General features: G+C 43.3%; 27 protein-coding genes. 21 read left to right on the forward strand and 6 right to left on the reverse strand.

The genetic code is table 11. The features are described from left to right. Positions 1-33 precede the first annotated feature (33 nt). A complete protein-coding gene (locus IQ31_RS14310; RefSeq protein WP_145328397.1) occupies positions 34-396 on the forward strand; it encodes a DoxX family protein in 363 nt (120 codons plus the stop codon). Positions 397-427: 31 nt separating this feature from the next. On the opposite strand, the gene mobB is transcribed toward IQ31_RS14310, so the two are convergent. Next, the gene (gene mobB / locus IQ31_RS14315) at positions 428-1,714 is read right to left on the reverse strand and encodes a conjugal transfer protein MobB (RefSeq protein ID WP_145328398.1); all 1,287 of its coding nucleotides are present in this window, start codon (positions 1,712-1,714) and stop codon (positions 428-430) included. A gap of 2 nt (positions 1,715-1,716) precedes the next feature. After that, on the reverse strand, positions 1,717-2,154 hold the full coding sequence (mobA, locus tag IQ31_RS14320) for a conjugal transfer protein MobA (RefSeq protein ID WP_145328399.1): 438 nt from the start codon (positions 2,152-2,154) through the stop codon (positions 1,717-1,719). Between the two features lie 675 nt (positions 2,155-2,829). Here mobA and IQ31_RS14325 point away from each other — a divergent pair. The 17 genes from IQ31_RS14325 to IQ31_RS14405 all read left to right on the forward strand — a co-directional run bounded on the left by IQ31_RS14325 (position 2,830) and on the right by IQ31_RS14405 (position 15,044). Then, positions 2,830-3,597, forward strand: a complete 768-nt coding sequence (locus tag IQ31_RS14325) for a ParA family protein (protein WP_145328400.1) — start codon at positions 2,830-2,832, stop codon at positions 3,595-3,597. An 11-nt stretch (positions 3,598-3,608) separates the two neighbouring features. Beyond that, the gene (locus tag IQ31_RS14330; protein WP_145328401.1) at positions 3,609-4,019 is read left to right on the forward strand and encodes a DUF3408 domain-containing protein; all 411 of its coding nucleotides are present in this window, start codon (positions 3,609-3,611) and stop codon (positions 4,017-4,019) included. An 11-nt stretch (positions 4,020-4,030) separates the two neighbouring features. Beyond that, a complete protein-coding gene (locus tag IQ31_RS14335; RefSeq protein WP_145328402.1) occupies positions 4,031-4,303 on the forward strand; it encodes a DUF3408 domain-containing protein in 273 nt (90 codons plus the stop codon). A 3-nt stretch (positions 4,304-4,306) separates the two neighbouring features. Then, positions 4,307-4,942 (forward strand): conjugal transfer protein TraD, encoded by a 636-nt coding sequence (locus IQ31_RS14340; protein WP_145328403.1) that lies wholly within the window; start codon positions 4,307-4,309, stop codon positions 4,940-4,942. A 209-nt stretch (positions 4,943-5,151) separates the two neighbouring features. Continuing rightward, entirely contained in the window at positions 5,152-5,457 is a 306-nt protein-coding gene (locus IQ31_RS14345) for a DUF4134 domain-containing protein (RefSeq protein WP_002979435.1), read from the forward strand. A gap of 11 nt (positions 5,458-5,468) precedes the next feature. Then, positions 5,469-5,798, forward strand: a complete 330-nt coding sequence (locus IQ31_RS14350) for a DUF4133 domain-containing protein (RefSeq protein ID WP_145328404.1) — start codon at positions 5,469-5,471, stop codon at positions 5,796-5,798. Further along, complete coding sequence (locus tag IQ31_RS14355) at positions 5,795-8,299, forward strand: TraG family conjugative transposon ATPase (protein ID WP_145328405.1); 2,505 nt, start codon at positions 5,795-5,797, stop codon at positions 8,297-8,299. The genes IQ31_RS14350 and IQ31_RS14355 overlap by 4 nt, the downstream gene beginning before the upstream one ends. 26 nt (positions 8,300-8,325) lie before the next feature. Further along, complete coding sequence (locus IQ31_RS14360) at positions 8,326-8,958, forward strand: DUF4141 domain-containing protein (RefSeq protein WP_145328406.1); 633 nt, start codon at positions 8,326-8,328, stop codon at positions 8,956-8,958. Between the two features lie 2 nt (positions 8,959-8,960). Next, positions 8,961-9,953, forward strand: coding sequence for a conjugative transposon protein TraJ (gene traJ, locus IQ31_RS14365; RefSeq protein ID WP_145328407.1), 993 nt, complete (start codon positions 8,961-8,963; stop codon positions 9,951-9,953). A 24-nt stretch (positions 9,954-9,977) separates the two neighbouring features. Further along, a complete protein-coding gene (traK, locus tag IQ31_RS14370) occupies positions 9,978-10,601 on the forward strand; it encodes a conjugative transposon protein TraK (protein ID WP_145328408.1) in 624 nt (207 codons plus the stop codon). An 11-nt stretch (positions 10,602-10,612) separates the two neighbouring features. After that, on the forward strand, positions 10,613-11,050 hold the full coding sequence (locus IQ31_RS14375) for a hypothetical protein (RefSeq protein WP_145328409.1): 438 nt from the start codon (positions 10,613-10,615) through the stop codon (positions 11,048-11,050). 20 nt (positions 11,051-11,070) lie between these two features. After that, positions 11,071-11,355, forward strand: coding sequence for a nitrogen regulatory IIA protein (locus IQ31_RS14380; RefSeq protein WP_145328410.1), 285 nt, complete (start codon positions 11,071-11,073; stop codon positions 11,353-11,355). 55 nt (positions 11,356-11,410) lie between these two features. Then, a complete protein-coding gene (traM, locus tag IQ31_RS14385; protein WP_244294494.1) occupies positions 11,411-12,667 on the forward strand; it encodes a conjugative transposon protein TraM in 1,257 nt (418 codons plus the stop codon). A gap of 24 nt (positions 12,668-12,691) precedes the next feature. Continuing rightward, the gene (gene traN, locus IQ31_RS14390; RefSeq protein WP_145328412.1) at positions 12,692-13,591 is read left to right on the forward strand and encodes a conjugative transposon protein TraN; all 900 of its coding nucleotides are present in this window, start codon (positions 12,692-12,694) and stop codon (positions 13,589-13,591) included. Positions 13,592-13,614: 23 nt separating this feature from the next. Next, complete coding sequence (locus tag IQ31_RS14395) at positions 13,615-14,175, forward strand: conjugal transfer protein TraO (RefSeq protein WP_145328413.1); 561 nt, start codon at positions 13,615-13,617, stop codon at positions 14,173-14,175. 12 nt (positions 14,176-14,187) lie between these two features. Next, a complete protein-coding gene (locus tag IQ31_RS14400) occupies positions 14,188-14,634 on the forward strand; it encodes a DUF3872 domain-containing protein (protein ID WP_145328414.1) in 447 nt (148 codons plus the stop codon). A 125-nt stretch (positions 14,635-14,759) separates the two neighbouring features. Beyond that, positions 14,760-15,044, forward strand: coding sequence for a molybdenum ABC transporter permease (locus tag IQ31_RS14405; RefSeq protein WP_145328415.1), 285 nt, complete (start codon positions 14,760-14,762; stop codon positions 15,042-15,044). A gap of 182 nt (positions 15,045-15,226) precedes the next feature. Here IQ31_RS14405 and IQ31_RS14410 read toward each other — a convergent pair whose 3' ends face one another. Next, positions 15,227-16,132: a helix-turn-helix domain-containing protein gene (locus tag IQ31_RS14410; RefSeq protein WP_145328416.1), complete on the reverse strand. Its 906-nt coding sequence runs from the start codon at positions 16,130-16,132 to the stop codon at positions 15,227-15,229. A 58-nt stretch (positions 16,133-16,190) separates the two neighbouring features. Further along, positions 16,191-17,201, reverse strand: coding sequence for an aldo/keto reductase (locus tag IQ31_RS14415; protein WP_145328417.1), 1,011 nt, complete (start codon positions 17,199-17,201; stop codon positions 16,191-16,193). Between the two features lie 230 nt (positions 17,202-17,431). Between IQ31_RS14415 and IQ31_RS14420 the strand changes: the two genes are divergently transcribed. From IQ31_RS14420 to IQ31_RS14430, 3 genes are all read left to right on the forward strand, one after another. Then, positions 17,432-17,743 (forward strand): helix-turn-helix domain-containing protein, encoded by a 312-nt coding sequence (locus IQ31_RS14420; protein WP_145328418.1) that lies wholly within the window; start codon positions 17,432-17,434, stop codon positions 17,741-17,743. Then, entirely contained in the window at positions 17,724-18,023 is a 300-nt protein-coding gene (locus IQ31_RS14425; protein ID WP_145328419.1) for a helix-turn-helix domain-containing protein, read from the forward strand. Before IQ31_RS14420 ends, IQ31_RS14425 begins: the two co-directional genes overlap by 20 nt. A gap of 302 nt (positions 18,024-18,325) precedes the next feature. Then, a complete protein-coding gene (locus tag IQ31_RS14430; protein WP_145328420.1) occupies positions 18,326-18,742 on the forward strand; it encodes a response regulator in 417 nt (138 codons plus the stop codon). Here the strand turns inward: IQ31_RS14430 and IQ31_RS14435 are convergent. Together IQ31_RS14435 and IQ31_RS14440 are read right to left on the reverse strand one after the other, a co-directional pair. Beyond that, positions 18,739-19,755, reverse strand: a complete 1,017-nt coding sequence (locus tag IQ31_RS14435; protein ID WP_145328421.1) for a YncE family protein — start codon at positions 19,753-19,755, stop codon at positions 18,739-18,741. The genes IQ31_RS14430 and IQ31_RS14435 overlap by 4 nt on opposite strands. After that, the gene (locus tag IQ31_RS14440; protein ID WP_145328422.1) at positions 19,752-20,048 is read right to left on the reverse strand and encodes a DUF3861 domain-containing protein; all 297 of its coding nucleotides are present in this window, start codon (positions 20,046-20,048) and stop codon (positions 19,752-19,754) included. The genes IQ31_RS14435 and IQ31_RS14440 overlap by 4 nt, the downstream gene beginning before the upstream one ends. Position 20,049: the final 1 nt, after the last annotated feature.

The following is a 20,049-nucleotide window of genomic DNA, read 5'->3' on the forward strand; positions in this document are numbered from 1 at the left end:
TACGTAAATTTGTATTATCAAATCAGATAAAAAATGAAGACAACAAAAACTATCTACTATGCTACGACTGGGCTTATATCTTTCGCTATGCTTTTTTCTACTTATGCTTATCTGACAAATCCCCAATTGAAATGGGCATTTGAGCATTTAGGTTTTCCCGATTATTTCAGGATAGAATTGGCCATCGCCAAATTCCTTGCAGCAATTGCCATTTGGCTGCCTTTTCGCTTAGCGAAAGATGTGTCTTACATTGGTTTGGCAATCAGTTTTGTTTCAGCAATTATTGCCCATATCGTGGTTGGCGATAATGCTTTCCATACCGTTGCACCCATTGTGGTATTGGCTATACTGGTAGTGTCATACCTGAGCTATCGTAAACTGTCTGACATCAAATGATTTCCTTTCAAATGGTCAGCCCAATTGGCTACTATCGACTTCTTTTGTGTTTTCGTTTCTTTTTCATCTTATTGGCAAAGTCCTGTTCCTCGTAATCTTCACCCTGGGCTTCGGGCAATAAGCCGCCCAATGCTTCAATCAAACCGTCTTCGTGTTTTTCGGTATGTAAGAAGTCAAATAAATGGTGTGGTTCTTCGGCAGGTAAATCGTCCGTATCTTTTGGTATTGATATTTTCGGTTGGAGTGTAAGAGGCTCTTTGATGTCGGGCTTAATGTTATTGTTCCAATAGTTATTAAAGGTATTGGCAGAAAGTTCCTTTGCCAATCGCGAGCCGTTCCACACCGTTTTGGAATTGTGGTCAATGAACGTCATACCGTAAATACGACCTGTATCGTTTCTGCGCACTACTACGTTAATACCCTGTTCTGCCAATTGCTTTTTAAAAGGCTGCTCATCGCTCGTGGTTTTCAGGGCAATGGTAATGGCAGCTTTTAGGGTCTGTTTGGTCGGGTGGTCTTTCAAAGCGGTGTTGCATTTCTCAAAATGCCGTTCCAAAGCCGGAAGCCCTGCGTTTTTTCCGAAAAGCGAAGCCTTGAATGGGTGTCCGGCTCTTTCGCCTTTTTCATTTAAGGGAATGTACAGCAAACCCTGCTGGAGCTTCCCATGCAGTTCGCCCTCCACTTTTTCAGTGGTAATATTGAACAGGGCAAGCAAGGCATTATATTCTCCCAACGTCTGAAATTGATAATAGTTTGGCAGGTGGCGAACAACTGAAGCAATCTGGCTCTTTACATCGCCAGCCCGATAATCCACAGGTTTAAAAATCTTGTCGGTCTGGTTATGTTCTTTATCCGTTGCGGGTAACAATCCGTGCTTTCTTTCCAATTCACGGCATAGGTTCATAGACCGCATTTTCTCGAATTTATCCGAAATCTTTTTGCCCTGCTCGTCCACACAAACCGATACAATATGGATATGGCTTCGGTCAATATCCGTGTGTTTGAACACTACAAAAGGCTGTTCGCCGTAGCCCATTTCCTGCATATACTGCTGTGCCATTTCCCGAAACTTGTCATCGCTAACCTCGTCTTTCGGGTCGGGATTAAGCGAAATATGCAGTGTGTGTTTCTCTGTATTGAGGTTTGCCAACAGATATGTAGCAAAAGATTGAGCCAATTGTGCTACGGAATATTGACCATTTGCGGTTTCAATAATCTTATTGACAAACAAAATCTTCCCGTTTTCATTCTCTACTTTCAGATTGTTGTACGCCAACGCACCGTATAAATTTGCACTTCTACCAATCTTCGCTATCATTTCTACGGCTGTTTTTTCAGGTATTTTTTATCAAATTCCGCTGTTATCTCCACAATTTCTTTGAACAGTTCTACCATTTCAGCCGTCTGTTTTTCTAATTTGTACAGGTAAGCCGATGCCTTTTTCTCCGAAAAATTCTTGTACAACAGCTTTACAACCTGGTTATAATTTACCCCGATAGAGCGGAATTGGCTGTGAAACGAAGTCAATCGCATATAAAAATCAACCGTTCCTTTGTCAATTTTTATGGATTTTATTGTCTTGTCAAAGATGCAGGACGTAATAAAATGTGCCTTAACCTGCATACCCGATTGGTCAAACAGGGCAAGAAAGCGGGCGTGTTCTTCCTCGTTAAAGGAAATTGTGTACCGGATTTTCGCAGGGTCGTTTTTAAGAGGACGTCCGGTCTTTTTTAACTGCTTTTTGCTGTTATCATTCATCACTAATCCATTTATAATTCATACAAAAACGCCGACTTCGGAGGACGTTTTCTGCCCCCTGCAAGGGCAAGTTGTTTTGAGCATCGGAAATCTTTTCGAGATGCTCAAAACACAACTTGCCGTGTTCCGGTGAACACAAAAATCCGCACTACGTGACGGATTAAATGTAACAGGGAAAAACGGCCCGATGCCGTCCTGTTTCGTGTCCATTTTGTCAAGATGCCTTTGCATAAATCCGTTAATTAAATTCATTACACAAAGTAATGACCTCTTCCAGAGAGTATTGCAAGGCAATACCCGGACAAACACTGCCTTTGAACGCCAAACACTGCCACACTTCAAGCAGCAGGCCAATCATTCGCTTTATTTGCCTTATAGTTTTAGAGCAGGCAGGAAAAAATGTATTTAAACAGGGAATAAAGCAGGATTTGCGTACAGGTAGTGTGGAATAAAAGCATAAGGTTTTAAAAGCATAAAACTATAAAAGCATAAAAGCGGTAAAGCATTTTGCCTTTTGTGAAGTTTACCATTTGCCCAAAAACATACCTGCCAAGACTGTAAGAAAAGCAAAAAAACATGCAGGCTTATTCCTGTAAAACAACGCAGGAATATTGGAACAAAGGAATATTCAAACCTGCTAAACAAATAAAGTATGTAACAATAAATTTTTAAATAATGGAAACAACAAAGAAAACTTTAAAAATCAGCTTTTCCACCCAAAAAGGCGGTGTGGGAAAATCTACGATGACCACCTTGCTGGCAAGTGTGCTGCACTACCGGTTAGGTTATAATGTCTTGGTAATGGATTGCGACTTTCCGCAACACAGCCTTACCAATATGCGTGAACGGGATAAGAAGACCTTAATGCAGAATGAGTATCATAAAAAGGCTGCAATGAAGCAGTTCCAGACCATTAACAAAAAGGCATACCCGATTATCAAAAGCAAAGCCGAATATGCTTTGGAAAAAGCATCAGAGTATATCGGACAGTCGGCTATTGTCCCCGATGTTATTTTCTTTGACCTGCCTGGAACTGCCAATACCAAAGGTGTACTGACCACCTTGAAAATGATGGATTTTATCTTTTCGCCCATAACCGCCGACCGCTTAGTGGTGGAAAGCACATTGGGCTTTACCAAAGCCTTTCTTGAACTTCCGAAAACCATTGAGGGTAATGATGAGCAAGAGTTATGGCTGTTCTGGAACCAGGTGGACGGCAGGGAAAAAACGGGATTATATGAGGCTTATCAAAGTGTCATCAAACAACTCAACCTGCCCATAATGGAAACCAGGATAATGGACAGCAAGCGTTTCCGGAAGGAAACGGACGACACCGAAACTTATGTGTTCAGGTCAAGTTTGCTGCCAGCCGAACCGCAATTGTTGAAAGCAACGAAAATGGATTTGTTTATGGAGGAATTTTTAAAAATCACTCATCTATAAAAGCGATAACTATGAGTACAGATAACAAGAACAACGATTTTAAAAAGCCTGATGTCGATGAGGATTATTTAATGAATATCATCAGTGGCGATGAGCCTGTTGTTCCAATCCAAAATAATCAGCAAGAGCCAGAGCCAAAGGAAATCAAGGCAAAGCCCAAAGAAAAAATCAGAAGTAGCACATCAAAGAAAGCGGACTACGAGGAAACATTTCTGGTCAATCGGTTTCCGTCCGGTCGTAGTGGCAAGGTCGTTTACATTCGTCCGGAATACCACGAACGGTTGCTCCGCATCGTACAATTGACAAGGGAGGAAAAAACAACCCTCTACTCGTACATTGATAACATCCTTGAACACCACTTCAGGGAGTTTGGCGATGATATTACAGATTATTTCAACGAACGTTTTAAACCCATTTTATAAAATATCCGATTATGAAAAATGCAAAGCAAAAGCTGGAAAAAGCATTACGCACGGCTCAATACAAATCCAAATTTCTTACTCCGACAACATTTTTGGCACGGAACGGAAAAACAGTATATATCAGCAAAGAATTTCATCAGAAACTAAGCCAGCTCGTGTTTATGCTCGGTGGCGGAAAGCTCACGCTTGCGGATTATCTACACAATCTGCTACAACATCATTTTGATGATTTCGGGGCTGAAATGAGGGAAGTCTATAACAATTCAGAGAAGCTAAATTTTTAGGCTATGGAAATACTAATCGTGATATGCCTGCTGATAGTCATTGCCCTGCTGTTGCAGGATAAGATTGTCATTCATAAAAGGTCGAAACAAAAGCCCAAACAGGAAAAAGTCAATCCGAAACTGCCCGATATTATGGGGCAGCCCAAACCCGTAATACGACTTTCGCCGCCAAACACTGCCAATGAACGCCAAATAGAGGAACAGGCGTTCGGCCCCGCTAATTTAGACATCGAATACGACGAAAATGAAAACGTCGGTATTCAAATTCCGCAGGAAGAGCTGGACGAAGTTTTCAGTAATATGCCTGATTTTGAGGAAGAGGAAGAAGAATGGAACAGGTACGGAACATCCGGTGGCGATGACGGTTTTGCCCAGGGGGTTACCTTTGAAGAACTAAGCTCCGTGGGGGTGTTGCTCCAAAAAGAAAAATTGGAAGCAGCCCAAAAGGAAACAGCGGCAGCCATAGTTCAAAGATTACAGGGAACCGAATTATTCAGCCTGCTGGAAAATTCCATTGAGGGTGCTTCCCGAAAAATTGCCGAGCTTTTGGACAGCACACTCTCTACTGAAACGGAAGCCGGTTCTTCCACCTTGCAGAAAAATGATTTGAGTGATTTTGACATTGGGGAGTTTATATGAAAACCACCCATAAAATCCTCAAACAATGAAACGTCAAACCCTAAAAAGTTTGGCGTTTTTTTATGCCCTATACATTCACTGTAAAGCCACTGAAAGCCAAACACTTCCTTTGACTGCCACTTTACGGTAACGCCTCTTTTTCCGGAACACCTTTGTTGCGAAAAGCCCGCAAGGTGTGGGCTGACTTAACAAATTAATGTGTTTCAATTATGGAAAAACAGAGAAAAAAAGTTTTGCTGGCAGCCGTAGCGATGCTGTCAGGAATTGGTGCGTTCGCACAGGGAAACGGCTCGGCAGGTATCAACGAGGCTACCCAAATGGTAACAAGCTACTTCGACCCCGCAACCCAATTAATCTACGCAATCGGGGCTGTGGTTGGGTTAATCGGCGGCGTTAAGGTGTACAACAAGTTCAGTTCAGGCGACCCCGACACCTCCAAAACGGCGGCAAGCTGGTTCGGTGCGTGTATCTTCCTGATTGTTGCGGCTACCATTCTGCGTTCATTCTTCCTTTAATCCTTTGCCTTATGAATTACAATATCAATAAAGGCATTGGCAGGACTGTGGAATTTAAAGGCTTAAAAGCACAATACCTGTTCATCTTCGCAGGGGGTCTGCTCGGTACACTCATCCTCGTGATGATACTGTATATGGCGGGCGTAAACTCTTACATCTGCCTGCTGCTCGGTGCGGGCGGTGCTTCGCTCATTGTGTGGCAGACCTTTTCGCTAAACAGGAAGTACGGTGAACACGGTTTGATGAAAATCGCAGCCAATAAACGGCATCCCCGCTACATCATCTGCCGCAAGTCTGTACACCGCTATTTAAAATTCACGCCTAAACAGAAAGCCGTATGAGAAATGTATCTAAAACCACCACGCTGGAAAGTAAATTTCCACTCCTGGCAGTAGAGAACAATTGCATCCTTTCCAAAGATGCGGACATTACCGCCTGTTTTGAAGTGCGTTTGCCCGAATTGTTTACGGTGGCTTCTGCCGAATACGAAGCCATACACTCCGCCTGGCACAAGGCTATCAAGACCTTGCCCGATTTTACGGTAATCCATAAGCAAGATTGGTACATCAAAGAGAGCTACGCTCCCGATTTGGCAAAGGAAGACCAGAGCTTTTTGGCTAAGTCCTACCAACGTCATTTCAATGAGCGGCCGTTCCTGAACCACTATTGTTATTTGTTCCTGACCAAGACCACCAAAGAGCGTATGCGTATGCAAAGCAATTTTTCATCGCTTTGCAAAGGCACGTTGATACCAAAGGAAATCAGGAACAAGGAAACGATACACCGCTTTATGGAAGCGGTGGCACAGTTTGAGCGTATCGTAAACGACAGCGGCTTTGTAAGCCTGCAACGCCTGACCGAAGATGACATCATCGGTACAGATGAAAAACAGGGATTGCTGGAACAATACCTTACGTTATCAAGGGAAGCCGGAACTCCGATGCAGGACATCGGGTTGGGAGCGGAAGAAGTCCGTATCGGAAACAAAAAGCTGTCATTGCATACCTTATCAGACACGGACGATTTGCCCGGAACCGTATCGGCAGATACCCGTTTTGAAAAATTGTCCACCGACCGGAGCGACTGCCGTTTGTCGTTTGCAGCACCAGTGGGCTTGCTCCTTAGCTGTAACCACATCTACAACCAATACCTGTTTCTGGACAACAGCGAAGACAACCTGCAAAAGTTTGAGAAGTCCGCAAGGAATATGCACTCTTTGGCAAGATACAGCCGTGCTAACCAAATCAACAAAGAGTGGATAGAACGGTATCTGAATGAAGCACATTCGTTCGGTCTTTCTTCTATCCGTGCGCACTTCAACATTATGGCTTGGTCGGAAGACCCTGCGGAGCTCAAACAGTTGAAGAACGATTGCGGTAGCGCGTTGGCACTGATGGAGTGTAAGCCACGTCACAATACTACGGATGTGGCAACCTTGTATTGGGCAGGAATGCCCGGCAATGCGGGCGACTTTCCGAGTGAGGAAAGTTTTTACACATTCATTGAGCCTGCGTTGTGTTTCTTCACGGAAGAAACCAACTACCACAATTCGCCCTCGCCGTTCGGTATCAAAATGGCTGACCGCCTGACAGGAAAACCAATCCATTTGGATATTTCCGATTTGCCGATGAAACGTGGGATTATCACGAACCGCAACAAGTTCATTCTTGGTCCGTCTGGTTCGGGTAAATCGTTTTTCACAAACCACCTTGTACGACAGTATTTTGAACAGGGTGCTCACGTACTGCTCGTGGATACGGGTAATTCCTATCAGGGATTGTGCGAACTCATCAAGGGAAAGACCAAAGGCGAAGACGGCGTTTACTTCACTTATACCGAAGATAACCCCATTGCTTTTAACCCTTTTTACACGGACGACGGCGTGTTCGACATCGAAAAGCGGGAAAGTATCAAGACTTTGATACTCACGCTGTGGAAACGTGATGACGAGCCGCCCACAAGGTCGGAGGAAGTAGCATTGTCCAATGCGGTAAGCGGTTATATCGAGCGTATCAAAACGAACGATGTGTACCCGTCATTCAATGGTTTTTACGAGTATGTACAGGGCGACTACCGTAAGGTACTCGAAGAAAAACAGGTACGGGAAAAAGACTTTGACATTGCCAATTTCCTCAACGTACTCGAACCCTATTATAAAGGTGGCGAGTATGATTACCTGCTGAACTCCGACAAGCAGTTAGACCTCTTATCCAAACGCTTCATTGTGTTTGAAATTGATGCGATAAAAGACCACAAAATCCTCTTTCCCATCGTCACGATTATCATTATGGAGGTCTTTATCAACAAGATGCGCCGGCTTAAAGGCATCCGCAAGCTCATCCTGATTGAAGAGGCGTGGAAAGCGATAGCCAAAGAGGGAATGGCAGAATACATAAAATATTTGTTTAAAACTGTCAGAAAATTTTTCGGGGAAGCCATAGTCGTCACGCAGGAGGTCGATGATATAATCCAGTCGCCTATCGTCAAGGAAAGTATCATCAACAACTCCGACTGTAAAATCCTCTTGGACCAGCGCAAGTATATGAACAAGTTCGATGATATACAGGCGATGCTCGGTCTGACCGACAAGGAGAAAGGGCAGGTACTTTCCATCAATATGAACAATGACCCAAGCCGACTGTACAAAGAGGTTTGGATTGGCTTAGGTGGTACGCACTCGGCAGTCTATGCCACCGAAGTGAGTTTGGAGGAATACCTCGCCTACACAACCGAAGAAACCGAAAAGATGGAAGTGATGCAGCTCGCATCAGAACTCGACGGTAACGTAGAACTCGCTATCAAGCATATCGCTATGCAAAGGCGGGACAAAGTAAATCAATAGTCATTAACATTTTAAAATTCAGAACAATGAAACAGTTTCTTTTTATGGTGTGTACGGCACTGCTATTTGCCGTAGCACCGTCTGCAAAAGCCCAATGGGTAGTAACCGACCCGACCAACCTGGCATCGGGTATTCTCAACAGTGCGAATGAAATCGTGCAGACTTCTTCCACCGTGAGCAATGTGATTAAAAACTTCAACGAGGTTAAGAAAGTGTATGAGCAGGGCAAGGAATATTATGACAAGCTGCAAGCCATCAACAACCTTGTGAAAGATGCCCGCAAGGTGCAGCAAACGGTTTTGCTGGTGGGCGATGTGTCCGAAATGTATGTAACCAATTTCGGAAAGATGATGAACGACCCCAATTTCAAACCGCAGGAACTGGTTGCCATCGGCAACGGTTATGCGGCACTGCTCAATGAGAGTACCGAACTGCTGAAAGAGCTGAAACAGATTATAACGGCTTCCAGCCTTTCGCTGAACGACAAGGAGCGTATGGATATTATTGACCGTGTGTACAAAGAAGTAAAGGACTACCACAGCTTGGTACGCTACTATACCAATAAGAACATCTCCGTAAGCTACCTGCGGGCGAAAAAGAAAAACGACACCCAAAGAGTGCTTGAACTCTACGGAACTGCTAACCAAAAATACTGGTAAAAATGGAATGGGATAATCTTCACGAACTCCTGCGTTCGCTCTACGACGATATGATGCCCCTTGCCGGGGATATGGCGGCAGTGGCAAAAGGTCTGGCGGGATTGGGTGCTTTGTTCTATGTGGCATTAAAGGTTTGGCAGGCTTTAAGCCGTGCCGAACCGATTGATGTGTTCCCTTTGTTACGACCGTTTGCTTTGGGGCTTTGCATTATGTTTTTCCCGACCATCGTATTGGGAACCATCAATGCGGTTTTAAGCCCCGTGGTCGTGGGAACCCACGAAATCCTCCAAGACCAGGTGCTTGACCTGAACGAACTGCAACAGCAGAAAGACCAGTTGGAATACGAGGCAATGGTCAGAAATCCCGAAACCGCCTATATGGTATCGGACGAAGAGTTTGATAAAAAGCTGGACGAATTGGGCTGGTCGCCCTCCGACATTGGAACAATGGCCGGAATGTATATGGACAGGGCTGCCTATCGGACAGAAAAAGCCATAAAGGACTGGTTCCGCAATCTGCTGGAGATACTCTTTCAGGCGGCGGCACTCGTCATTGATACCATACGGACGTTTTTCCTCATCGTCCTGTCCATACTCGGGCCGATTGCCTTTGCGATAAGCGTATGGGACGGCTTTCAGAGTACGCTCACGCAGTGGCTTACCAGATACATAAGCGTTTACCTGTGGCTTCCCGTTTCGGATTTGTTCAGCTCGATGCTGGCAAGGATACAATCGCTGATTATCGAAAGGGACATCCAGATGTTGTCTGACCCAACCTTTATCCCTGATACGAGCAACACCGTGTACATCATTTTTATGATAATCGGTATCGTGGGATACTTCACTATTCCAACGGTAACAGGCTGGATTATCCAGGCCGGAGGTGCAGGAAACTTTACACGCAACGTAAACCAGACCGCCATGAAAGCCGGAAACATTGCCGGGGCAGGTGCAGGTTCGGCAGCAGGAAACATCGGTGGTCAGCTATTGAAATAATGTAAAACCAATAATCATTTAGAAATGGAATTTAAAACGCTAAGAAATATCGAAAACAGCTTTAGGCAGATACGGTTGTATGCCATTGTGTTTGCGGTTCTCTGCACCAGCGTGGTAGGATATGCCCTGTGGCAGTCCTACCGCTTTGCAGAAGAACAACGCCAAAAAATTTATGTGCTGGACAATGGCAAATCACTGATGCTTGCCTTGTCGCAAGATGCAAGTATCAACCGACCTGTTGAAGCAAGGGAGCACGTCAGACGTTTTCACGAACTGTTCTTTACGCTGGCTCCCGACAAGAATGCTATTGAAAGCAATATGGCGAGGGCATTTAATCTTGCTGATAAAAGTGCTTTCGATTATTACAAAGACCTGTCTGAAAAGGGCTATTACAGCCGTATCATATCGGGCAACGTACAGCAACGTATTGAGGTAGATAGTGTGGTGTGCAACTTCGATAACTATCCCTATGCGGTACGCACCTACGCCAAGCAGTTCATTATCCGGTCAAGCAATGTAACAAGGCGTAACCTGGTTACCTCCTGCTTCCTCGTGAACTCTGTCCGTTCGGACAACAACCCGCAGGGCTTCAACATTGAAAAATTTGCGGTGGTGGAAAACAGGGACATTGAAGTCATTGAACGCTAAAAACCAAGTATATGGAACAGCAATTTGATTTAGACACGTTTGCCAAAATCCTTACTGACAAGGGATATGACGGTTATTTCCATACGGAGAGCTGTTGTGCAGACAAACTAAAGGACAGCATCAGCGAATTTTTGGAGGCTTGGAACAATGGTAAAGAAGCACCCTTATTAGCCAATCATCTGCATTTATCTACTTACCTCGAAGGGAACGGCGAGGACAAGCCAAAGGTTGAGTGCAATATGTGGGTAAGGTACGAGAACGGGAAATTCAATTTACAGGAAACAGAAATGTATATCAGGAGGACAGACCAATACGGAGGGTTAATGAAGCAATCTAAGCTGACCAATCTCTCGGTAAGCTCGTTTCCGACCGTAAAAGAAGCCATTGCCCAAGTGTCCGAAAAGCCCAAAGAACAGGTTGCTCCCCGCAAAAGAGGATTTAGAATGTGATAACCGATAATCATTAAGGTATGAAAAAATTAAGAGCAAATATGGACAGGTACTTTGACAAGCTGGACGAACGCTGGCGGGCATTGCCTATGCGGAAACAGCACCAATATACCCTTTACTTTTTTGTGGGTTATCTGCTGCTAACCGCAGGGGTCATCGGCAAAGTGTGGTACGATACCCAAAAATCCGCTAACGGTATGGTCATCGAGCATATCGAAAACCCTGTCTTCAAAAGTAAAAATCCTGCAAGGTTGCAGGACAGTGTATCAACAATCTTAAAAAATCAGATTTATGAAAGAAAATGAGAATAAAAAACAGGTTGTTCGGGTAACGGAAGGTACCCCGGAAGCAACCGCTGATGTGCTTCAAGACGGCACGCAGAACAAAGCCGAAAAGCTCAAAAAACCGCTCATATTCGGCTTGATGGGAATTGTCTTCGTCGGTTGTATGTACCTCATATTTAAACCGTCCGCAGACAAAAAGGAAATCGAAAACATCGGGCTGAACGATGCCGTGCCACAGGCTACCGGAGCAGGAATGCCCGATGATAAAGGCAAGGCATACGAACAGGAAATGCTGGAAAAGAAAGAGCAGGAAAAACGCAATGCCCTGGCTACGCTCTCCGATTATTGGAACACCGACAGCACACAGGGCAGTGAGGAGAATATTCCCGAAGAAGAAGAAAGCTACGGTTATGGTGGCGGCAGACCGTCCGGTAATCCCGCACTGAACAGTTACCGCAATGCCCAAAGTACATTGGGTTCCTTTTATCAGGATAACAATTCGGAAACAATGGAACTCCGCAGGCAGTTGGACGAGCTTAAAGAGCAATTGGCGGAAAAGGATGTACCCAAGCCTGTAACGGTTGATGACCAGTTGGCATTGATGGAAAAGTCCTACCAAATGGCGGCAAAGTATCTGCCTACGGGTACAAACCCCGCACAACCTGCCAATACGGACAGCGCAGCCCGGACTTCTGCCTCCAATATGCAGAAAGAATATTTCGTGGCGTTCACGCCTGCAAGGAAGAACACCGTGTCTGCCCTGTACCGTGAACCTACCGACAGTGCTTTCTTGGCCGATTGGAGCCAGTCCAAAAACCGTGGCTTTTATACCGCAGGTCAGGCAGAGCAGATGGTACAACCGAAAAACAGCATCAAAGCCAGTGTTTACGAAACACAGACCGTCATCGGCGAAACAGGGGTGCGTTTGCGCCTGTTGGAAGAAGCCCAGACACCACAGCGTACCATTCCGAAAGGAACGGTCGTAACCGCCAATGCCAAATACCAGGGCGGACGTTTACAGCTAAAAGTTACCTCTATCGAATTGGAGGGCAATATCATTCCGGTGGATATAACCATTTACGATATGGACGGACAGCAGGGCTTGTATGTTCCGTATTCGCCCGAAATGAACGCCCTCACCGAAATGGCGGGCAATATGAGCCAGACAGGTGGAACAAGCGTAATGCTTACGCAGTCTGCCGGACAGCAGGTTGCCGCAGACCTTAGCCGTGGTGTGGTGCAGGGTATTTCGGGGTATTTCGCCAAAAAGATACGAACACCGAAAGTAACCTTAAAGGCAGGGCATCAGGTCTTCCTCGTTTCCAAACAATAATGTTGAACTCAAATAAATAGAACAATGAAAAATCATTTAAAAACCTTTTGGGCTTTAGCCTTGATACTCGGCTTTGCCGTAACAGCTTTTGCACAGGACAATGCAAATACAAAAACACCGCTTGCCCTGGGTAAGATAGAACCGTACAATATGCAGGTAACTTACGACAAAACCTCGCACCTGATTTTCCCTACCGCCATACGCTATGTGGACTTGGGAAGTGAATACCTGATTGCAGGAAAAGCGGAAGATGCGGAAAACGTGCTGCGTATAAAAGCATCGGTAAGGGATTTTGAAGCGGAAACAAACTTTTCCGTTATCACGAATGACGGACGTTTTTACAGTTTCAACGTGTATTACAGTGCATATCCCGAAGCGTTGAGCTATGACCTCTTGACCATGCAAAAGGCAGTGGACAAAGCAAACGGTAACGATGTGCTTTTTGAGGAACTGGGCAACAATTCCCCGTCATTGGCGGGCTTGCTTCTGGAAACCATTTACAAGAAAGACAAACGTATTGTAAAGCATATCGGGGCAAAGAGCTTCGGCATACAGTTCACGCTGAAAGGCATTTACATCCACAACGGCAAATACTATTTCCATACGGAATTGAGAAACCGTACCAATGTGCCTTTCCAGATTGATTTTGTCAATTTCAAGGTGGTGGATAAAAAGGTAGCCAAACGCACCGTGGTACAGGAACGACCGATGATACCGCTTCGCACCTACAAGCCGCTTACGGAAATTTCGGGGCAGACCACCGACCAGAATGTGTTCCTGCTGGACCAGTTTACCATCAGCGATGACAAGGTACTCTTGATTGAGATTTACGAGAAAAACGGCGGTCGTCAGCAAACGCTTCAGGTAGAAAACTCCGACCTGATAAGGGCAAAGGTCATCAACGATATGCACCTGAAATTTTAAATAACAACTAAAAGAGAATAGAAATGAAAAAGTATATCTATACCGTGATGTTCTTTGTAATGGGCATCACAGCAGCACAGGCACAAAGGATGCTGCCCGGACAAAAAGGAATTGAAATCAGTACCGGAACACTGTCCGATGAAAAGCCGGCACGTAATTATTTCGTGAATGTCGGCTTGACCGTAAACGGAAAGCACGGCAACTACCAGCTATGGGCATTGGAATATATGCACCAGTATCATCGGTACAAAGGCATAAACATTCCGCAGGAAACCTACACGGCAGAGGGCGGTTACAGCATTTACCTTTTCGGAACGCCTGTAAAAAGCGTTTCGGTAAACCTGGGGATTACCGGAGTGGTGGGTTATGAAACGGTCAACCGTGGCGAACAGCTATTATATGACGGTGCAAAATTACCATACGATGATGAGGTCATTTACGGTGCAGGCGGCAGGATTTCCATTGAAGCCTACCTGTCCAACAGGTTTGTGCTTTTTGTACAGGGCCGTGCCAAAATGATGTGGGGAACTCCTTTGGAAAAGTTCCGCCCTGCCGCCGGAGTGGGATTAAGATTTAACCTTTAAAAGCAAACGACAATGAAACGAATTTTTGATAACAACAGACCCCGCCTGAAATCCGTATGGGCGTTGCTGGCGGTCTTGTTAAGCGCATTTTTGTTTACGTCCTGCGACAAGGACGATTTGGAAATACAACAGAACTTTCCGTTTGAAGTAAGCGTAATGCCTGTACCTGGCGAAGTGGCAAACGGACAGACGGTGGAAATACGTATTACCATACAGCCGACAGGAAATTATGCCAATACAGCGTATTCTCTCCGCTACTTTCAGTTCGATGGTACGGGAACATTGCAGTATTACAGCGAACCGCCGTACCTGCCCAATGATTTGTACCCGTTGGCTTCCACGCAGTTCAGGTTGTATTACACTTCCACATCAACGGTATCACAATCCTTTGACGTGTGGATTTCGGACAACTTCGGGAATGAAAAGCAATTGAGCTTTGAGTTCAACAGTAGTGATTGAGTGGGATTTCAATTCGCAAAAACGGCTTATCCCAATGATAAGCCGTTTTTTATTTACAGCGTGTCATTTTACCGGGTTATCAATATTTCTTAAATTTATACTCGTGAAAATAAATATGTGAAAATATGGTTTCGTCATTGGTTATAGGAATAATATTTTTGGTTGCGGGCTTGGGACTTCGTTACTGGATTAACCGCCGAAAGTTTTACAGGAGAAGCGACACCGGAGCAGAGGGTTTTTCCTCTTATGAAAGTTCGGTCTTCATTAAATTTATTGAAAGGGTTGGCAAATGGATAGCTTATGCACTGATTATTTTCGGGCTACTATCTTTGTGGGTGTATTCCCGTGAGAAAAAAGACAAGGAAAAACAGCAACAGGAAGTAAAAACCGAACAGCCTGCCCAACGCTGAAACTCATTCTTCCAATGTATTCGATAAAGAACGGATAGCCCAAAAGGTTATCCGTTTTTGTTGTTTGTGCCGTAAGCAAACCGCCAAACACTGCCTTTCAATGTCAACGGCTGCCACAGTTAGCACATAACCCGCCATTACGCAAAACCGATTTTGGTGGCTGCCCTTTTTATGCCGGCTGGTCAGTTAAACGATTGTCTGAACTCCAAAGGTGTCTGGTTCGTTTTGTTCTTAAATAGTTTGCTGAACGATTGCGGATATTCAAAGCCCAACTGATATGCGATTTCGGCAACGGATAAATTTGTCGTTGATAAAAGTTCTTTGGCTTTTTCGATGAGTTGGTTCTGGATATGTTGTTGTGTGGTTTGCCCCGTAAGGTTTTTCAGCATATCGTTTAAATAATGGGCCGATACAAGCAACTTTTCCGAAAAATACTGAACCGTTGGTAAGCCCGATGTTTCATTTTGAAAATAAGCAACGAGCAGTTCTTCAAACTTTAAGAACAAATCATTTGACGCTTTTTTTCGTGTGATGAACTGACGATTGTAAAAACGGTTGCAATAGTTCAGTAATAAATCAATGTGGGCAACAACAACGTCTTGTGTGTAATTGTCTATCATTGCTTCGATTTCTTGTTGCAAATTATGCACTAATCCCGAAATAACGGTTTCTTCTTTATCTGAAAGGTGTAATGCCTCATTCGCTGCATAAGAGAAAAAACCGTATTCCTTTATTCGTTTTCCCAATTCATAGTTCTGAATAAAATCGGGGTGGAAAACCAACATCCAACCTTCAATTTTTGATGAGTTTCCTGCTTCCACCGTAAGCTTTTGTTTGGGTGCAAAAAAGGTCATTATTCCGTTGTTGTAATCATAATACTGTTGTCCGTATTTTATTGTTCCGTCAAAATTTTTCTTCAAATAAATAGTGTAGAAATTATAGACAAATGTTTGGTTTTCTTCGGAACTTAAACAGCCTATCTCATCAAAATTCACAACGCTTACCAAAGGGTGCGAAGGGCTTTTTATTTGCAAAAAAGTATGGACTTCTGAAACTGAATTCAGAACATAAATCTGATTATTTTTCATTGGATAAAATTAAAAAAAAACAACGGATAGAAAATTGAGTTTATCCGTTGTTTTTATGTTACAAATTAACACCTTTCATTCCTGCTTCATCGTATCTTGCACCTGTTTCCGTCCCCAATGGAATAATGCTTTCCAAACGGTTAAGGTCTTCTTCGGTTAATGAAACGTAAGTTGATGCAATGTTTTCTTCAACATATTTTACTCGTTTTGTGCCGGGAATTGGTGTGTGTCCTTTGGCAATAATCCAAGCCAATGCAAGTTGTGCCGTTGTAATGTTTTTTTCGGAAGCAACTTTTTTAATTTCGTTTACCAATTCCACATTTTTGAAAAACTGTTCGCCTTGATATTTTGGAAGATGTTTTCTGAAATCATCATCGGCAAAATCTTCCTGCTTTTGAATTTCGCCACTCAAAAAGCCTCTGCCTATTGGCGAATACGCAACCAAACCAATCCCCAATTCTTTTAGCGTATTCAAAATGCCCAATTCTTCAATTTGTCTTTCAAACAATGAGTATTCGGATTGCACGGCTGTAATAGGGTGTATTTTGTGTGCTTTTTTAATGGTTTCAGAGCCAACTTCCGAAAGCCCGATGTACTTTACTTTGCCTTCTTTTACCAATTCACTCATTGCTTCTACAGTTTCTTCAATTGGTGTGTTGGTGTCCAAACGGTGCAAATAATACAAATCAATGTAATCCGTTCCTAAATTTTTCAAGGAACGTTCAGCGGCTTTTTTGACATAACTTTTGCTACCGTTTAAAGCCCCTGCATATTGTTCGTTGTCGCCAATTTCAAAACCGAATTTTGTAGCAATAATATATTTGTCCCTATTTCCGCTAATTGCTTTTGCAATCAACCTTTCGTTAAGCAAAGGTCCATACGCTTCCGCTGTGTCCAAAAAATTACCGCCTAATTCCAATGAACGATGAATGGTAGCAATGGCTTCTCTTTCATCAGCTTGTCCATATATGTTTGTCCCAAAACCTACTGTCATACCCATACAGCCAAGTCCGATTGCAGGAACAATAAGTCCCTGACTTCCTAAATTTACTTTTTTGATGTTGCTCATAAAATTCTTTTTTTAATTGTTAGCGACAAAGGTCAGAATGTTACTTCTGAAAAATGTAGCCCAATCGGGGGAAGTCGTATCCAAATGATAGATATGACAAAAATCCCTTTTTGTTATTTATAAATTAGCAAACCGCCAAACACTGCCTTTGAGTGCCAATGGCTGCCACATTGCGAAATCCCTAAGAAAGCCTTTCTAAATTCGACTTCCACAGAAAAATGAAGCAAGCTATGGAAGTTATCGCAATACAGAAATCCGCATTGGACGGAATGACAAATGAGCTGAAAGCGCTTTTGGAACTGACCGAAAGTGCCACACGGAAATATACCCCTATTTTCAGCGAAGAGAAATGGCTGGATAACCAGGAAGTGTGTCTGATGATGAACATTACCAAACGTACATTGCAGACCTATAAGGACAAAGGTATGCTGCCTTACTCCAAATTGAACCGCAAGAATTATTACAAACGCTCGGACGTGCAGGCTTTGCTCAAAGCCGGACATCCCTACAATACCGACGACAATGGATTTACTAACGAATGATACCGAAGAAATCATCGTCCATAAGGAGATGATAACGCAATTGAGAAAGCGTATCGAAATAATCTTGAAAAATTACCGCCCTGTAATGAACGGGGAAATTTACCTGTCCGGCGAAGATGTGTGCAAGCTGTTACACATCAGTAAGCGGACGTTACAGCAATACCGTGATGATAATATCCTGCCGTTTATACAGATTGGCGGGAAGATAATTTACAAGGAAAAGGATATTCTGACAATCCTGGAACAGAACTACATATCCCATAATACCAACCGTATTTAAGCAATTTTGGTGCGGGTTATGTTTCCTTATCGGAATGAGTTTAGTATCTTTGCTCTCTAAAAATATAGAAAATACTTAAAGTGTTTTTGCTTTAGGTTCCGCATTAGAAACTGGTAATTTTTAAAACCCCGGAACAGATAAGTAAGAACGCTCACGTCATAGGCGTGGGCGCTCACTTGTTTGGGGGTAGGCGTACCAGTGCCTTAATGCCGATAAGTGTGGTTGCCTACGCTTTCTTTATAATAGTAGTGTCCCTCACTTGTATATTTTTGTTAAGACTGTGAACTGTAAAATTATATACGATGAAATTGGCACTAATTGATGATAATGCACGGCTTCGTGATATTACCAAAAAACAACTTGAAGATAGCGGGTACACACTGTTTTTCCAATCCGAAAACGAACAGGAGGCTATCCAAAAAATAGGAGAAAGCAACACATTACCCGATGTTTGCATCATAGAGGAAAATTTCGGTGCGGCCAATGCCCTGCTCGGAAAGTTCCCCGATTTAAAAGTGCTTATCTCCAGCACCAATGACGACAAAAAAAGCGTTACCGATATGTTGGAAATCGGAGTTTGGGGATATATACTGAAATACACTGACCCCGATGAGCTTTTGACTGCTGTTGTGGCATTAAGTAAAGGCAAGAAATATTTTAGCTTGGGTGTTAGTGATATAGCAACCGGATATTTCACTAAAGATAATAGCGAAGATTAATTGCCCACTGGTGTATTTACCGATGTTACCCCATCAGGTCTTTCAATCGCAAGCCGTTTTATTTCTTTCCGTGTTGCCAGGTCTATTACTGAAATGTAATTGTTAGGTGTGCAGGATACAAACATCCTATTATCATTGTCGATGTAAATTCCTGCCCCTTGCCCGATATTCATCTGTTTTTCCAAATGATGGGTCTGCCTGTTGTAAAACAGCAAATCGCCTGTTTTTACACTTACTATACAAACGGTATTCCCATCGGGCGTAATTTTCAATCTGTGTAATCCTAAAACTTTTGAATTGATGTCAGCTTTAACTTTTTTATTGACCAGGTCCACAACAATAATGTGGCCGTCCGGTCGGGCTGTCCACAATTCTTTTCCGTCTGACGAAACATCAAAACCTTCTGCACCAAGTCCCACATTTATCAATGTTTGCCGCCATTCTGTTCGTGATTTTGCATTGGGCGGCAAAACGCCTGTTGGTGGCATATAAGGCGGTATTTCTTTTTTCTCATAAATACTTACTGTTCCGCTTTCTACATTGGTGGTGTAGAAACGTTTTTCGTCTGCTGTTGCGTGAATGAGATGTGTAAAATCTTGTCCTGTTCCAAAAACTTGTTCCACTTTATTTTCATTGATGTTATACACGCCAACGACTTTTGAACCTTGTGCCGTAAACCACAATTTGTCGTTTAGATAAACTAAACCGTGCGGAATGAAAAACGGTTTGGTGTCAATAATCTTTTCGGGTTGCAACGTTTTTAAATTAACAACTGCAATTTCGTGTCCGCTTGCATTCATCAAGGGTTTAGAAATGTATGCCAATGTTCCGTTTTCATTAGTAACAATTTCGTGCGGGTCATCGCCTACGGGAATTTTGGTAATGCTGTCGAGCGTTTGGTAATCGTAAACTACAACTGCTATTTCTCCTTTTGATAAGGCTAAAATATAATGGTTTTGTGCAAACAAAATATTCGACATAAAAACAGTTGCGATAAAAAGAAGCTGTTTCATTGTTTTCCTTTTAATTTCTGCATAAATTGTTTGAATGCCGGTGCAAAATCTTCAAACAAGGGATTGTTTCTGTTCCGCATCATTACTTCACTGAATAGTTTCAACCCAACTACAAATTCGGTATTTTCGCTTTCACTGGAAAATCTGCCAGTATCTTTAGTCTGTTCCAACAATTTGAAAATATTGTCGTGATTTTCAAACTCAAATGCTAAGGACTTTCCTGAAGCCGTACCGTCTTTCAGTGCCAATTCCTGCAACTGAATTTTGTACTTATTATTTCTTTTTTCTGTCATT

Origin of the sequence: Sphingobacterium siyangense (assembly GCF_007830445.1) — a bacterium.
Lineage (GTDB): Bacteria > Bacteroidota > Bacteroidia > Sphingobacteriales > Sphingobacteriaceae > Sphingobacterium > Sphingobacterium siyangense.